A 14,389-nucleotide genomic window follows, 5' to 3' on the forward strand; every position below is an offset into this window, starting at 1 on the left:
GGCCGGGCTGGTCCGTGTACTATATATGCGCCTGCACTGGCACCGCCGTGACCTCCGGGCGACGGACAACGCCGGCCTCGCCGCGGCGACTCCGTCCGACCCGGTGGTCCCGGTGTTCGTCTTCGACAAGGCCGTTCTCGACCACGCCGGCCCACCCCGGGTCGCGTTCATGCTGGACGCTCTCGACAGTTTGCGTGAATGGTACCGCGACCGCGGCAGTGACCTCGTCATTACTGAGGGCGACCCCACGTCCGTGCTACCGGCACTGGCAGCCGAGTACGGCACAGAGAAAGTAACCTGGGGCAAGGACTATTCCGGGCTTGCACGGGAACGCGACGCGGCCGTCCGGCAAGCGCTCGACGACGAGGACGTTGCCCGCGAGGCCGTCCAGAACGCCGTGTTACACGAACCGGGCGAGATTACGACGAACGACGGCGACCCCTACAGCGTCTTCACCTACTTCGGCCGGAAGTGGCACGACCGCGAGAAGGAAGCCCCCTACGACCCGCCATCAACTGACGAGTTGGCCGATGTCGACGGCGACCCGATCCCGACGCTGGCCGATCTCGGCTTCGAGGAGCCGGAAGCGACCGTGCCCGCGGCGGGAACCGACGACGCACGCGCCCTGCTCGATGACTTCCTCGACGAGAACGTCTACGAGTACGAGGAACGCCGGGATTTCCCGGCTGACGAATGCACCTCCCGGCTCTCGGCCCATCTGAAGTTCGGAACTATCGGCATTCGGGAGGTGTACGACCGGACGCAGGACGCCAAGGAAGGGACCGGCGGCGACCGCCGCGAGTCCGTGCGGGAGTTCCAGTCTCAGCTGGCCTGGCGAGAGTTCTACACGCAGGTGCTGTTCGCCCATCCCCACGTCGTTACCTCGAACTACAAGTCATACGAGAACCCGATAGAGTGGGAGAACGACGAAGAGCTGTTGCAGACCTGGAAAGACGGCGAGACGGGCTATCCCATCGTCGACGCGGGGATGCGACAGCTTCGCGAGGAAGCGTACATGCACAACCGCGTCCGGATGATCGTCGCCTCCTTCCTCACGAAGGACCTGCTCATCGACTGGCGACACGGCTACGAGTGGTTCCGGGAGAAACTGGTCGATCACGACACGGCCAACGACAACGGCGGCTGGCAGTGGGCAGCCTCCACTGGGACCGACGCTCAGCCGTATTTCCGCATTTTTAATCCGATGACACAGGGCGAAGACTACGACCCGGATGCCGAGTACATCAAAGAGTACGTCCCGGAGCTACGGGACGCCGCGCCGGAAGTTATCCACGACTGGAACGAGTGTTCGCTCACGCAGCGGCGCAACGCTGCGCCGGAGTACCCGGACCCCGTTGTCGACCACAGTGAGCGCCGCGAGCAGGCCCTGGCGATGTTCGAGCAGGCCAGAGGAGACGACTAAAGCGATTTCGTTTCGCTTCACTGAACTCTCCCGGGTGCTTACAGGCGAAACGAGGCCGCGTTGTGGTGTCAGTGCTGCGGGCAGATACGGCTCCGTCTCGCTGTCCTTGCCTAGTGCTACCAAATGGCTCCTAAACGTTTAACAGGCAGCCGCGCGACAGATAGTGATGGAGGCGTTTTCATATGCCCGAACATTCCAATCCCGAACTGCCACCGCTCCCGTACGACTACGACGCGCTGGAGCCACACATTTCCGAACAGGTGCTCACCTGGCACCACGACACCCACCATCAGGGGTACGTAAACGGCCTCGAATCGGCCGAGAAGACGCTCGCCGAGAACCGCGAATCCGGTGACTTTGGTTCAAGCGCCGCTGCGATGGGCAACGTCACCCACAACGGCAGTGGACACTACCTCCACACGCTGTTCTGGGAGAACATGGACCCCAACGGCGGCGGTGAGCCGGAAGGCGAACTCCTCGACCGCATCGAGGAGGACTTCGGCTCCTACGAAGGCTGGAAGGGCGAGTTCGAAGCTGCCGCATCTGCTGCCGGCGGCTGGGCGCTGCTCGTGTACGACCCCGTTGCCAAGCAACTCCGCAACGTGCCGGTCGACAAGCACGATCAGGGCGCGCTCTGGGGCTCCCATCCCATCCTCGCGCTCGACGTCTGGGAGCACTCCTACTACTACGACTACGGCCCCGCTCGCGGTGACTTCATCGACGCCTTCTTCGAGGTTGTCGACTGGGACAAGGCTGCTGAAGAGTACGAGAAGGTCGTCGGTCGCGTCGAATAAGGGACAACACTCGACGTTTTTTCGCGGATGTGCCGAGAGTCCGAGAGCCGTCTGAGCCGATAGCGGTTTCTCCAGCGTTAATATCTAACGAAAACAACAAAAAATATCGGCGCGACTGGAGCAGACTACGGAACAGCGAGGTTACGGGAGGATATAGTTTTATAAGATCCGAATCAGTGGTAAGTGGTATGAGTCGCGATACCAATCGGCGAGCGTTCCTGAAGCGCACTGGGGCGGTAAGCACTGTCGGTCTGCTTGGTGGATTGGCAGGCTGTTCAACCGAACAGACCGGCGGAGACGGCGGGGATGGCGGAGACGGCGGCGATGGTGGGATGACCGGAACCGGGACCGAGTCCGGGGGCGACAGCGGTCCGGAGTCACCGGACGTGCTGATGGTCGTCGGCTATCCCCAGAGCGGTGTGCAACTGTTCAAGGACTTCTACGCCGACTACGGCGACGACGCCGCCGACATCCTCGTCACCGATGGCCTGCAGGACGGCGAACTGCCGAGTAACGTCGGCAACGATATGTCGAACGTCCGTGGCACGGCCCCGTCGGCGGCCGGGCCCGGTGTCGATACGTTCACAGAGCAGTTCACCTCCGAGTTCGATTACGACGAGGCCGGCGTGTTCACGTCACAGGCATACGACGCGACGGCGGTCCAGATCCTCGCGAACGTGTTGGCCGGCGAAAACGACGGGCAAGCCGTCCGGAATCACATGCGCGTCGTCGCCAACCCCGGGGGCGACACGTACGGCCCCTCCGAACTCCCAGCGGCCGTCGAAGCGGCCGCCGCGGGCGAGAACATCCAGTACGAAGGTGCCTCCAGTGCGGTCAACTTCGACGAAAACGGGGACATGGCTTCCGCGCAGTACCAAGTCTTCGGCTTCCAGGACGGCGGGGGCGTCGAATCGCTCGATACCGTCGACTTCAGCGCGGGCGACGACATCCCGCAACCGGAACCGAACGGCTCCGGGAGCGACTCCGGACGCACGATCCGGTTCGGTGTGTTGATGCCCGAAACCGGCGACCTCGGGCCGCTCGGTAGGCCGATCCGCGATGGGGCAATACTCCCGGCCCTGCAACTCGAAGGCGAAGTTGACTTCGAGTTCGACTACCAAGTCGGTGATACTCAGACCCAGGCACAGGCGGGCATCGACGCGGCCAACTCTCTTGTCAGCGCGGGCTATCCGTCGATCACCGGAGCGGCCAGCTCCGAGACGTCGATACAGGTCGCCAGAAACGTGCTCATCGACAGCGGCGTCGTCGGCTGTTCGCCAGCGTCCACGTCGCCGACGATTACCGACCTCGAAGACAACGACTACATGTTCCGCACTCCGCCCAGCGACGCCCTCCAGGGACAGGTTCTCGCGCAGGTTGGTGTGGGCGAACTCGGTGCCGAGACCGCATCGACGCTGTACGTGAACAACAGCTACGGCCAGGCGCTACAGGAGGCGTTCGCCGGCGCGTTCGAGGCGGAAGGCGGGACCATCGTCAATCAGGTCGGCTTCGAGCAACAGCAGTCCTCTTACACGTCTGAGATCAACAGCGCAATGAACCAGTAACGGAGCTGTCAGCGCCGCTTTTTTTCGAGTTATCCGCCGAGGAAGTCCTGCCGAACCTGCTCGTCGTTGAGGAGGACCGTCCCTTCGTCCTCGTAGCGGTTCTGGCCCTGTACGAGCACGTAGCCCCGATCACACCGTCGCAGTGCCTCTTTCGCGTTTTGCTCGACCATCAGAATAGCCGTGCCGTCGTCGTTGATGCGGTCGATGCGGTCGAACATATCGTCGACGAGGTCGGGGGCGAGCCCGGCGGAGGGTTCGTCGAGCAACAGCAGGTCGGGATCGAGCATCAGCGCCCGCCCCATGGCGAGCATCTGCTGTTGGCCGCCCGACAGCGTCCCGGCCGACTGGTCGGACCGCTCCCGGAGAATGGGGAACCTGTCGTACACGTCTTCAATCCGGTCTTCCGGCACCTCGTCGAGGATGTACGCACCCATTTCGAGGTTCTCGCGTACGCTCAGCGACCCGAACACGTTTCCGGTCTGTGGGACGTAGCTGATTCCCTCGTAAATGATCTCGTCGGGATTGCGCTGGCTGATATCGGTCCCGCTGAAGATGACCTCTCCGCCCATGTACGTCGTCAGGCCGAAGACGGACTTCATCACCGTCGACTTGCCGGCTCCGTTCGGGCCGACGATGACGACGTACTCGCCGTCGGCGACGTCCATGTGGACGTCACTGAGGACCTGCAGGTCGCCATAGCCCGCATCGAGGTCCCGGATGGCGAGGAGTCGTTCGGCCGGGTCGGGAAGCGAGACAGCTTCGGACTCCGTCGCGCGCTGGCTCATACGTCACCTCCCAGGTACGCCTCCAGTACCCGCTCGTCCGATTTGATAGTCTCGGCGTCCCCTTCAGCGAGGACGCTCCCCTGATGCATGACGATGATGTGTTCGCAGTTGTTCATGATGACGTCCATGTCGTGTTCGACCAGCAGGAAGGTCAGGCCCTGCTCTCGGCGGAGTTCGTGAATCCGCTCCAGTAGTTTCTCTTCCAGCGTCGGATTGACACCGGCAAGTGGCTCGTCCAGCAAAATCATCTCGGGGTCGGTCATCAGGACCCGCGCCATCTCCAGCAGTTTCCGCTGACCGCCGGAGAGATTACCGGCGTTCTCGTGGGCGAGATGGTCGATCTCGAAGAACTCCAGCGTCTCCCACGCGCGGTCGCGAACAGCCGTCTCTGCCTCGATGACGTCGCCGCGCAGCCCCGGTGTCACCGACCGGATGACCGACTCGCCGACCTGTCCACCCGGCGCGAGCATCACGTTCTCTATGACGGTCATCTCGGACAGCTCGCGGGCGATCTGGAACGTCCGGACCAGCCCGCGGTTTGCGAGTGTGTACGGTGGGAGCCCGGTAATGCTCTGGCCGTCGAAGGTGACCCGGCCACCAGTCGGCTCGTGAATGCCCGTGATGCAGTTGAACGTCGTCGACTTGCCGGCCCCGTTCGGACCGATGAGGCCGGTGAGGGACCCCTCTGCCACGGAGAACGTCGCCCCGTCGACCGCGACAACGCCGCCGAACTCCTTGCGGAGGCCGTCGACTACCAGCAGCGGCGATTCGATCGCATCGCTCGTGACGGCGGTTTCCTGTCGCGGTGCAGCGTCGGGTTCACTCATCTGTCTCACCTCCGGATCCGGACTGCGCTCTGTCAAGGCTCACGCTCGTTGCGGGTTCGTTCCGGTGGCCGAGCAGTCCCTCCGGCTGGTTCTGGATGATGTATATCAGCACGACGCCGATGAGGACGAACCGGAGCGTGCTGACGTTGCTAATGGTGTATGCAAGGAGGGGAAGCGGGTCCAGCGACCCGAGTCCGGCGACTGCGTCGATGATGTTGCCAGGTGCACGAGTGCCGCCCAGCGAGACGTTCTCGCCCAGCCGCGCGGGCAGATAGAACAGCAGCCCGGAGAACGTCGCCGCGCCGATGATGCTCCCGGTGTTAGATCCGGAGCCGCCGATGATGAGCGCCGCGAACACGTAGAACGTAATCGTCGGTCTGAACTGCTGTGGGCTGACGTAGCCCGCCTGTCCGCGGAACAGGACGCCGGCCAGCCCCATCAGCGCACAGCCAATCATGAACGTCTTGATCTTGAACCGCCGGGTGTCTTTGCCGAGTGACTGGGTCACAGTCTCGTCCTCGCGGATCGCCTTCAGCACGCGACCGAACGGCGAGTTCGTGATACGGGCGAGCACCCAGTAGCTCGCAGCCACGACCAGCAGGAGGAGTATCCCGTACGTGAGGTTCGCCAGGTTCGGCCCGGAGACGCCGACGCCCTCCGCGGCAGCTACGATCGGCTGCCCAACGCCGTTGATGAACGTCGACGCGACCTCATTCGCGGACTTGAACGAGATCCCAGTCGCGCCGCCGGTTCCGAACGGGACTCCGAACAGCGACACCTCGGCGAGGCCGTCCCAGTTGACGATGAGCCGGATAATTTCGGAGAACGCGACCGTCACGATGGCGAGATAGTCGGCCTTCAGTCGGAGCGCCGGCAGTGCCGCGAGCCCGCCGATAATGGCGGCCATCACCATGCCCCCGATGAGGCCGACCCACAGCGGGAGGCCGAGGCCAGGGACCGCCCCGGCAGCCGGGTCCGTCGGCGCGGTGAGAACCGCCGTCGTGTACGCGCCAACGGCCATGAACCCTGCAATACCGATATTGAACAGGCCGGTGTACCCCCACTGGAGATTCAGTGCCAGCGCGAGGATGGCGTAGCCGCCGATGAGGACGGTTACGCTCCCGACGAAGCCGGCGGCGAGGTTCGCCCAGTTTGCCCCGCCGACAGCGATCGCCAGCACGAGCATGACGGCCCAGATACTGGCGATGAAGGCGATGACCAGTCCCACGTCCGGGAGCGCATCCAGACGGGTTCGAACAGTGTCAACAGTACTCATGCTGTCGACACCCCCCCGAAGATGCCGGACGGGCGCAACAACAGGACGACGATGAGTACCAGAAACGCAGAGGCTCGCGTCAGCCCGGATGGCAACCAGATCAGGGCCAGACTATCGACCAGCCCGATGAGAATCCCGCCGGCCATCGCCCCATATATCGAGCCGATGCCGCCGACGATGACAGCAGCGAAAATAAGCAGGAGTAGAATCCAGCCGAAGTTGAACGATATCGTGCCGCTTTCGAGCACAAGCAGGTAGCCGCCGATGCCTGCCAGGCCGCCGCCGAGAATCCACGTGAGCCGGATCACACGCTCGGTCGGAATCCCGGTCACGCGTGCGAGGTCTTCGTTGTCAGCCATCGCGCGCATCGCTTTGCCGAGCTTCGTCCGCTGTAACAGCAGGTGAACGCCCAGCATCAACAGGAGCGACACCACCAGGAGAGTGATCTCGTTGTCGGTTATCGAAATCATCGAGAACAGCGTCACCCGAAGCCCACCGCTTGCGACTCCGCTTGTCTGTGTGCCGAAGACGAACGCGATGAGATAGCGCAGTGCGAGCGCGACACCGATTGACGCAATCAGCAAAGAGATGTTGTCCGTATTGCGCATGGGGCGATAGGTGAGGCGGTCGACGAGCAACACGACGGCGACCGACCCGATACCGGCGACGACGAGTCCGAGAAGCACCGGAAGGAACGTCGAAACAGTGCTCAACTGCCGCCCCGAATTGAGCATGAACAGTTCGGAAATCGGGGCTCCGGTCCCGAGGCCGGCGGTGGTGTACGCGGTGACCCATCCCAGAAACGCCCCTGCAGTCACTGTGTCCCCGTGTGCGAAGTTGGCGAAGTCGAGGATGCTGTATGTCATCGACAGGCCGATTCCGGCGAGCCCGACCGCCAGTCCGACGAGCAGTCCGTCCACCACCATCGAGAGCAACGAGCCCACGGTGAGGGACCCACCCAGTAACCTGGTCCCGAGGAAGAACACGGTTGTCCCAGCGAGCTTTGCAACTAAATCCAGCAAGAGGAAGCCACTTACGGCGGCCACCACTGCTGCCCCCGGCCGGTCACCCATCACCACACGGCCATCTCTTGCGAACTCGGCAATTCCCATAGGTTACCGTTCGTTGGACCTTCCTGTCTAAATAACCCACCGGAAATTCATGTGAAATACCGGTGTAGAAGCCAAGACACCGGTGTCAAAACAAGAATCGCCCCCTCCCATGGTCGCGTGTCGAGCGAGAGACTAGTGATACCACGGTACAGACTGGCGAATAGAGCCACTTCGAACCCAGTGCGGACCGGGATATTCGAGCGCTCGTACGGCGCGCGATACCAGTTTCGGTCACCACCGATTTGAGCCGTACCGGTCTCGGAAAATCACCGGACACTGGCCGGATACTGGCTGAGAACAGTGCTATTCACAGCGCTTTTATGCGGTCCATCGATGATATACGACAGATGGTACGCCTGGTCGTCGCCAGTCTTGTGCTGGTTCTCCTGCTGGGGAGCGGTGCCGCGCCGCTGGCGATGTCACAGCCGGCCGACGAGAGCGTCGGCGTCCAGACGCCCGACAGGTTCGACCGGACGACGTTCCAGGTTACGCTGTATCAGAACGGGTCCGCGGAGTGGGCAATCATCCACAGGACCCCGCTCGAGAACGAATCCGAGCAACAGCAGTTCGAGGAGTTCGCCACGGAGTTCGAGCAATCGGAACAGCCACTGTACCGGAATTTCGTCGAGCAGTCGACGCTGCTGACACGGTACGGGGCGAACGTGACTGGCCGGGACATGAGTGCGACCGACTACGACCGGTCGGCGACAGTCGACCCGCTTCAGAACACTGGCACAGTGCGGATGTCGTTCCGCTGGCGTAACTTCGCGGTCGTCGAGGGCGACGCAGTCGAGGTCAGCGACGTGTTCGACGGCGGATTCTACATCGGATCGAGCCAGTCGTTCGTCTTCGAGCGCGGCCCTGGACTGAAATTCGCCGACGTCCGACCGACGCCGGACTCACAGAGCGCTCCCGATTCGCTCGAAAACAGCGAGAGCGTCACGTGGAACGGCGAGCAGTCGTTCAACGACCGCCGGCCTTACGTGGAACTGCAACCGCGCGAAACCGGTCAGAGCGCTGGCACTGAGCGAGCCACCACGGCGGGCGGTGACACAACTGGCGAGGCCGCCAGCGGTCCGTCGTGGATGCTCCCGGCCGCTGTCGTCGTGATCGTCATCGTCACCGGCGGTGCGGCCGCGTGGCGGTCCGGCGCACTGGGACAGATGCTGGGGCGTGACGACGACGAACCGCCCGCTGCGTCACCGTCGGCCGCTACGGACACGGAGCAGTCGTCGACGGCTCCGCCGAGTGATACTGCAGCAAACACCGACACAACGGAGGAACCGGCAGTCCCCGATGAAGAACTACTCACCGACAGCGACCGCGTCCGAAAACTGCTGGAGGAGAACGGCGGCCGAATGAAGCAGGTCGACATCGTCGACAGCACCGACTGGTCGAAGTCGAAAGTGAGTATGCTCCTCTCGGACATGGAAGACGACGGCGATATTTCGAAGCTCAGAGTCGGGCGTGAGAACATTATCAGCCTCGCCGGTCAGGAGCCCGACGCCGCCGGGTCGCCGTTCGACGACGAGTGATCCTGTTAGCTGTCCGTCTGTATAGAGCGGATATCTTGCCATAGTTACAGCCAACAGTATGAGTAACCAACACAGGGCGGGGCCGAAACGCAATGATTATACGTATCTCCTCGCTACGGATTTGTGTACGCTCCGTTGGTGTAGTCCGGCCAATCATATCACCCTCTCACGGTGATGACTAGGGTTCAAATCCCTGACGGAGCATTTCTCTCCGATTCAACGGATACACAGTTACTACGTTCTGTGACCGACAGTATTTGTGTCTCCCAGTCCAATCGGGCGATATGCGCGTCGCGGTAGTCACCGTCGGAGACGAACTGCTCAGTGGCGAGACGGTCAACACGAACGCCGCGTGGCTGGGACAACAGCTCGCGGAGCGTGGCGTCACTGTCGGCCGAACGACGGTCGTCCCCGACGAGATCGCGGATATCGCCCGCGTGGTCAACGAGTACCACGCGGAGTTCGACGCCGTCATCGTTACCGGCGGCCTCGGACCGACGCACGACGACAAGACAATCGAAGCCGTCGCCGCGGCGTTCGGGCGGGACGTCGTCGAGAGCGAGGACGCCCTCGCGTGGCTTGAGGAACACGGTGGGTACATGCGCGACGACCTGACCGACGGGACGGGGGACGTGCCGGAGGGGTCCCGTGTCTTGCCCAACCACGAGGGCGTCGCGCCCGGCTGTGTCGTCGAGAACTGTTACGTCTTGCCGGGCGTGCCAGCCGAGATGAAGCGGATGTTCGAGGAGGTTGCGGGCGAGTTCTCCGGCGAGCAGCGGTACGTTCGCACCGTCGACGCCGATGAGCCCGAGAGCGCACTGCTTGACCGACTCGCCGAGGTACAGGAGCAGTTCCCGGTCAAGGTCGGTAGCTATCCGGGCGACCACGTCACTGTTCGGTTCGAGGGGACAGAGGAAGAGCTAGTCGACGAGGCGGCGACGTGGTTCAGTGAGCGCGTCGAGTCACCGACGGCGGAGTGATTACCGGTAGAGGTGGTTCAGCCAGAGAAACGTAAGCAGCAGGCCGCCGAGCGTGATGACCGCGCCGGACGCGTTGATGATTCCTGTCTGGACGCCACTCTGGAGTACGACTGACATAGCAGTGCGTTCTGCGTGGGGTGGCTTGAAAGGCACGCTCCCGGGCCGCTTTTGCCGCGGGGTCGCGTAGTGACGGCGAATGCGACGAATCGGTGTCGTGGTCAACCCCATCGCCGGCATGGGCGGCCGCGTCGGCCTCAAGGGCACTGACGGGAAGATTGCGGAGGCGCGCCGCCGCGGTGCGGAGCAACGCGCACCGGACCGGGCACGAACAGCACTGGAATCGCTCGCCGAGGTCGGGGCGGACGTGGAACTGCTCGCGTACGGCGACCCGATGGGGGCGGGACTCGCCCGCGAGACAGGGTTCGACCCGACAGTGGTCGGCTCCCCGGCGAATCCAGACGAGACGACGAGCGAGGACACACGAGACGCGATCCGAGCGTTCGTCGAGGCGGACGTGGACGTGATTCTGTTCGTCGGCGGCGACGGCACGGCCGTCGACGTGGCGACGACGCTTGACGGACTGAACGCGGACATCCCGATTCTGGGTGTCCCGGCCGGCGTCAAGGTGTACTCCTCCGTGTTCGGCGTGTCGCCGCGCGCGGCCGGCCGAATCGTCGCCCGCTTCTCCAAGACGGAGCGCGCGGAGGTCAACGACATCGACGAGGACGCTTTCAGAGGTGGAGAAGTGGTCACTGAACTCCGGGCCGTCGCGGAGGTCCCCGTCGCTGACCAGCGCCAGTCCGCCAAGCAACTGGGCGGCGGCAGTGTCGACTCCCTCGCCGAGAGCATCGCCGACGCCGTCGAACCGGGCGTCACGTACGTCCTCGGGCCGGGGAGCACTGTCGGCGCTATCAAGGAACAACTCGGGTTTGACGGGACGACCCTCGGCGTGGACGTATGGCGTGACGGCAAGGTACTCGCTCGCGACGCCGCCGAATCGGACATCCTCGACGCCCTCGGGGATCGAAACGTCATCGTCGTCTCGCCCATCGGCGGGCAAGGGTTCGTGTTCGGTCGGGGGAACCAGCAGCTATCGCCGGCGGTCATCAGGCAGTGTGACCTCGAAGTCGTCGCCTCCCGCCGGAAACTGGACGGCATCGGCACGCTCCGCGTCGACACAGGTGATTCGGACCTCGACGAGGAACTGCGCGGCTGGCTGCGGGTCCGCGTCGGGCAACATGAACGGCGACTCGTCGAAGTCGTCTGATACGGATTGCTGTCGTGATTTACTGGCATGTGTCGATTTCAGACCGACACTATTCGGAAATAATCTATAATACTGTGTATAGGCCCCCTCAACCCAAAACAACAAGCCATGATACATCGCTCGCGGTATTTTATCATGTATAGTCAAGATTAAGGTATCTCACGCCCCACAAAGGACATATGGAAACCCGGAAAGTCCAGCGATTGGGACCGTCGACGCTCGCGATGACGTTGCCGGCGGAGTGGGCCAGTGAGCACGACGTTGAAAAAGGCGACGAGGTGTCGCTACGAATGGGCGGCAAAGGCACGCTGACAGTCATGCCCGAGTCTGTCCAGACTGAGGAATCAGAAGCTATCATCCACGCGGAGAACCTCGACGCCGATTCCGTCGAGCGGGCTATCGTCGCCCAGTACGTGCTCGGCCGGCGCGTCATCCACGTCGAAGCCCCGGAGGGCGAGACGCTGGAATCCTCGCACATCAACGCCGTCTACAACGCCGAAACCCAGTTGATGGGTCTCGGTGTTATCGAGGAGACGCCGGACCGGATCGCGATCCGCTGTTCCGTCGACCCGGAGGACTTCACGCTCAACAACCTCCTCGAACGGTTGGAATCGACCGGCTCGACGATGCGAAACGAGGCAGTGAAGTCTCTCGCTCACGGCAACCCCGACCTCGCGCAGCGGGCGCTCAACCGCGAGCGACAGGCGAACAAGATATTCGTCCTCCTGTTGCGGCTCATCTTCACGGCCTACCAGAACCCGAACCTCGCGCGGGCCATCGGTCTCAACGACGGCTTCCCGCTCATTGGCTACCGCTCCATCGCGAAGAACCTTGAATTGACGGCGGACAACGCCGAGGACATCGCCGAGATCGCGCTGGAGACTGACGACCACTCCCTCAACGTCGACAGTTCGACGATGCGGCGTATCCGCGAATTCACCGACCAGGTCAACGATATCACCGAACTGGCGGTGCAGGCGGCTGTCGACCGCAACTACGATACCGCGATTCAGGTCCGGGAGCTGTACAAGGACATCGGCGACAAGGAACACGAAATCCTCGACGACCTGCCCGAAATGGACAACGAGGCGCTACTGGAAGTGCGTGAAGTACTCGTCAGCCTCCAACAGACGGCCGAGTTCGCGGTCCGGAGCGCAGAGATCGCGACGAATCTCGCGCTCAACGAGGAGTCTGAACACACGACCATCGAGTGAGGCGGCTATCGCGGGAGGCGGTCGCAGTTCGCAGCGACTATCCTGTTTTCCGACTCCGTCGCCACGTAAATGAGGTTCACTAGTACGACAGGCTGCTGTGAAAAACACCTGTAGCTTTGATTGGTGAGGCTGAAGACTTCAGTATGCAGCGGCCTATTGACCCATCGACACCCATTCATGTCGCCGTCAAAGAAACGGTCGCGGCGCTCGAGGACTGTCATCCCACACAACTCGGGAGTCTTGACATGGCTGTCGACGGTGAGCGACTGGACGCGGTGCTGGACACCGCCCCAGAGGAGTTACCGATGCTGTTCCAGTACTGTGGCTACACAGTAACAGTCGATGACACAGGGACGCTCTGTGTCGAGAACTGAGGGAGCAGACAAATACTACCGGCTACCCGAGGAGGCCGTCATCGTCTGTCTCGGTTTCAGTCGGCGTGGCCGTCTCCGTCGCGGTTTCCGTTTCTGTCTCTCCACCATTCAGCAGACCCTCATCCGTTTCTGTGTCCCCTTCGCCCAGTAGTCCGCCGTCTGTTTCGGTTTCCGTGGGTGTCGGCGTTGGGGTTGCAGTCATGCTGTCGCCTGTCGAACTATCGGACCCATCGCTGGGGCTGCCAGCAGTCCCATCGCCGGTCGGGTACTGCGTCTTGGTGCCGAAGATATCTGTCTCTATCTCCTGTTGGTAGTCGATGGAGTCCAGATCGACTCTGAACTGCTCGCCGCCGCCCTCAAGCACGAGGTAGAAATCGATGTAGAGATCCGTCTGCTGATTTCGCTGGAGATGGGTCACCCACCAGCGGTCAAGGTTCTCGTTCTGAATGGCAGTGTTCGCTTCGAGTGTCGTCTCCTTGCCGGGGCTGAGGACGTAGCCACGATCCGTCTCGCCTTCGCCGACGGTCACGTCGTTCATCCGGATGGTGTAACCGACCTTGGTGATCGTGTAGGGGTACGGCTTGGGGTTGTACACGTCGAATGCAAGGTCAAGCGGCGTCTCGGACTGGGTGAGGTTCTCCGGATCCCACGTGCCGCGAGTCTCGTTGATGTAGAGAACGGGGTCCGAGACGAGCGGCTGGTCGGCCTCGACGGGACGTGTCTCGGTGGAGTTGAACTGGCTGATGAGGTCTGTCTCGATAGTGCGTTCCTGGCTAAATGACACTGACCGACCGCCGAGCGACGAAGACGTGACGGTAGCATCGATACCTACTGCTGTCGTCTCGCCGTTGTCGATGTGGGTGGCCCACCACGGCGGGATGCGGTCGTTTTGCATCTCGGTGGTGAACTGCAGCGTCGAGTTGCCGGTGCCGAGACCGATGCCTTGCCTGTCGCCCTGTGCTATCTCCACGCCGTTCATCGAAATGGTGTAATTGAGTCCGACACTGCCCAGCTGGACGCCGACGGGGTTGGGGTTGCTCACAGTCAGATCCGTCGCCACGGTGGTCGTCTGGTTCGAGATGCCCGCGAAGTGGTTGTCAACAGACGCGACGCTGGGTGTTCCCAGAACACCGAGCGCGACGCTGCCCCCTGCGACAGCGGCGACCGCGACGACCAGAACTCCAACCATTTTCAACCGTCCCATAGTTGTACACCCATCTTCTACGGGCCGGTATAT

The 14,389-nt window shown here is 62.6% G+C and carries 13 protein-coding genes and 1 tRNA gene; 9 read left to right on the plus strand and 5 right to left on the minus strand.

Annotated features, from left to right (window positions below; translation table 11 throughout):
* The first annotated feature begins 25 nt into the window (after positions 1-25).
* The 3 genes from C443_RS05250 to C443_RS05260 all read left to right on the plus strand — a co-directional run bounded on the left by C443_RS05250 (position 26) and on the right by C443_RS05260 (position 3,782).
* Positions 26-1,423: a cryptochrome/photolyase family protein gene (locus C443_RS05250; protein WP_005534460.1), complete on the plus strand. Its 1,398-nt coding sequence runs from the start codon at positions 26-28 to the stop codon at positions 1,421-1,423.
* 182 nt (positions 1,424-1,605) lie between these two features.
* Positions 1,606-2,217, plus strand: coding sequence for a superoxide dismutase (gene sod, locus C443_RS05255; protein ID WP_005534462.1), 612 nt, complete (start codon positions 1,606-1,608; stop codon positions 2,215-2,217).
* A gap of 188 nt (positions 2,218-2,405) precedes the next feature.
* Entirely contained in the window at positions 2,406-3,782 is a 1,377-nt protein-coding gene (locus tag C443_RS05260; RefSeq protein ID WP_049943910.1) for an ABC transporter substrate-binding protein, read from the plus strand.
* Between the two features lie 29 nt (positions 3,783-3,811).
* Here C443_RS05260 and C443_RS05265 read toward each other — a convergent pair whose 3' ends face one another.
* The 4 genes from C443_RS05265 to C443_RS05280 are packed head-to-tail and all read right to left on the minus strand — an operon-like array spanning position 3,812 to position 7,782.
* Positions 3,812-4,567: an ABC transporter ATP-binding protein gene (locus C443_RS05265; RefSeq protein ID WP_005534464.1), complete on the minus strand. Its 756-nt coding sequence runs from the start codon at positions 4,565-4,567 to the stop codon at positions 3,812-3,814.
* Complete coding sequence (locus tag C443_RS05270) at positions 4,564-5,394, minus strand: ABC transporter ATP-binding protein (protein WP_005534467.1); 831 nt, start codon at positions 5,392-5,394, stop codon at positions 4,564-4,566. Before C443_RS05270 ends, C443_RS05265 begins: the two co-directional genes overlap by 4 nt.
* A complete protein-coding gene (locus C443_RS05275) occupies positions 5,387-6,670 on the minus strand; it encodes a branched-chain amino acid ABC transporter permease (RefSeq protein ID WP_005534468.1) in 1,284 nt (427 codons plus the stop codon). Before C443_RS05275 ends, C443_RS05270 begins: the two co-directional genes overlap by 8 nt.
* On the minus strand, positions 6,667-7,782 hold the full coding sequence (locus C443_RS05280; RefSeq protein WP_049943911.1) for a branched-chain amino acid ABC transporter permease: 1,116 nt from the start codon (positions 7,780-7,782) through the stop codon (positions 6,667-6,669). The genes C443_RS05275 and C443_RS05280 overlap by 4 nt, the downstream gene beginning before the upstream one ends.
* Positions 7,783-8,102: 320 nt before the next feature.
* Between C443_RS05280 and C443_RS05285 the strand changes: the two genes are divergently transcribed.
* The 6 genes from C443_RS05285 to C443_RS05310 all read left to right on the plus strand — a co-directional run bounded on the left by C443_RS05285 (position 8,103) and on the right by C443_RS05310 (position 13,152).
* Positions 8,103-9,317: a helix-turn-helix transcriptional regulator gene (locus tag C443_RS05285; RefSeq protein ID WP_049943912.1), complete on the plus strand. Its 1,215-nt coding sequence runs from the start codon at positions 8,103-8,105 to the stop codon at positions 9,315-9,317.
* 129 nt (positions 9,318-9,446) lie between these two features.
* Positions 9,447-9,521, plus strand: a tRNA-Glu gene (locus tag C443_RS05290).
* An 80-nt stretch (positions 9,522-9,601) separates the two neighbouring features.
* Entirely contained in the window at positions 9,602-10,297 is a 696-nt protein-coding gene (locus C443_RS05295; RefSeq protein ID WP_005534473.1) for a competence/damage-inducible protein A, read from the plus strand.
* 196 nt (positions 10,298-10,493) lie between these two features.
* The gene (locus tag C443_RS05300) at positions 10,494-11,564 is read left to right on the plus strand and encodes an ATP-NAD kinase family protein (protein ID WP_005534475.1); all 1,071 of its coding nucleotides are present in this window, start codon (positions 10,494-10,496) and stop codon (positions 11,562-11,564) included.
* 179 nt (positions 11,565-11,743) lie between these two features.
* The gene (locus C443_RS05305) at positions 11,744-12,778 is read left to right on the plus strand and encodes a phosphate uptake regulator PhoU (protein WP_005534477.1); all 1,035 of its coding nucleotides are present in this window, start codon (positions 11,744-11,746) and stop codon (positions 12,776-12,778) included.
* A gap of 143 nt (positions 12,779-12,921) precedes the next feature.
* The gene (locus tag C443_RS05310) at positions 12,922-13,152 is read left to right on the plus strand and encodes a HalOD1 output domain-containing protein (protein WP_049943913.1); all 231 of its coding nucleotides are present in this window, start codon (positions 12,922-12,924) and stop codon (positions 13,150-13,152) included.
* 22 nt (positions 13,153-13,174) lie between these two features.
* Here the strand turns inward: C443_RS05310 and C443_RS05315 are convergent, their stop codons facing one another.
* Positions 13,175-14,356 carry an LEA type 2 family protein gene (locus tag C443_RS05315; RefSeq protein ID WP_049943914.1) on the minus strand — a complete coding sequence of 394 codons (1,182 nt, stop codon included), beginning with the start codon at positions 14,354-14,356 and terminating at the stop codon, positions 13,175-13,177.
* Positions 14,357-14,389 lie beyond the last annotated feature (33 nt).

The sequence above is a fragment of the Haloarcula argentinensis DSM 12282 genome (assembly GCA_000336895.1).
Classification (GTDB): domain Archaea; phylum Halobacteriota; class Halobacteria; order Halobacteriales; family Haloarculaceae; genus Haloarcula; species Haloarcula argentinensis.

Excerpts from the sequence above, each read along its gene's own strand:
- C443_RS05250 (WP_005534460.1), top strand. The coding sequence starts at position 26 with ATGCGCCTGCACTGGCACCGCCGTGACCTCCGGGCGACGGACAACGCC.
- sod (WP_005534462.1), top strand. The coding sequence starts at position 1,606 with ATGCCCGAACATTCCAATCCCGAACTGCCACCGCTCCCGTACGACTAC.
- C443_RS05260 (WP_049943910.1), top strand. The coding sequence starts at position 2,406 with ATGAGTCGCGATACCAATCGGCGAGCGTTCCTGAAGCGCACTGGGGCG.
- C443_RS05265 (WP_005534464.1), bottom strand. The coding sequence starts at position 4,567 with ATGAGCCAGCGCGCGACGGAGTCCGAAGCTGTCTCGCTTCCCGACCCG.
- C443_RS05270 (WP_005534467.1), bottom strand. The coding sequence starts at position 5,394 with ATGAGTGAACCCGACGCTGCACCGCGACAGGAAACCGCCGTCACGAGC.
- C443_RS05275 (WP_005534468.1), bottom strand. The coding sequence starts at position 6,670 with ATGAGTACTGTTGACACTGTTCGAACCCGTCTGGATGCGCTCCCGGAC.
- C443_RS05280 (WP_049943911.1), bottom strand. The coding sequence starts at position 7,782 with ATGGGAATTGCCGAGTTCGCAAGAGATGGCCGTGTGGTGATGGGTGAC.
- C443_RS05285 (WP_049943912.1), top strand. The coding sequence starts at position 8,103 with ATGCGGTCCATCGATGATATACGACAGATGGTACGCCTGGTCGTCGCC.
- C443_RS05295 (WP_005534473.1), top strand. The coding sequence starts at position 9,602 with ATGCGCGTCGCGGTAGTCACCGTCGGAGACGAACTGCTCAGTGGCGAG.
- C443_RS05300 (WP_005534475.1), top strand. The coding sequence starts at position 10,494 with ATGCGACGAATCGGTGTCGTGGTCAACCCCATCGCCGGCATGGGCGGC.
- C443_RS05305 (WP_005534477.1), top strand. The coding sequence starts at position 11,744 with ATGGAAACCCGGAAAGTCCAGCGATTGGGACCGTCGACGCTCGCGATG.
- C443_RS05310 (WP_049943913.1), top strand. The coding sequence starts at position 12,922 with ATGCAGCGGCCTATTGACCCATCGACACCCATTCATGTCGCCGTCAAA.
- C443_RS05315 (WP_049943914.1), bottom strand. The coding sequence starts at position 14,356 with ATGGGACGGTTGAAAATGGTTGGAGTTCTGGTCGTCGCGGTCGCCGCT.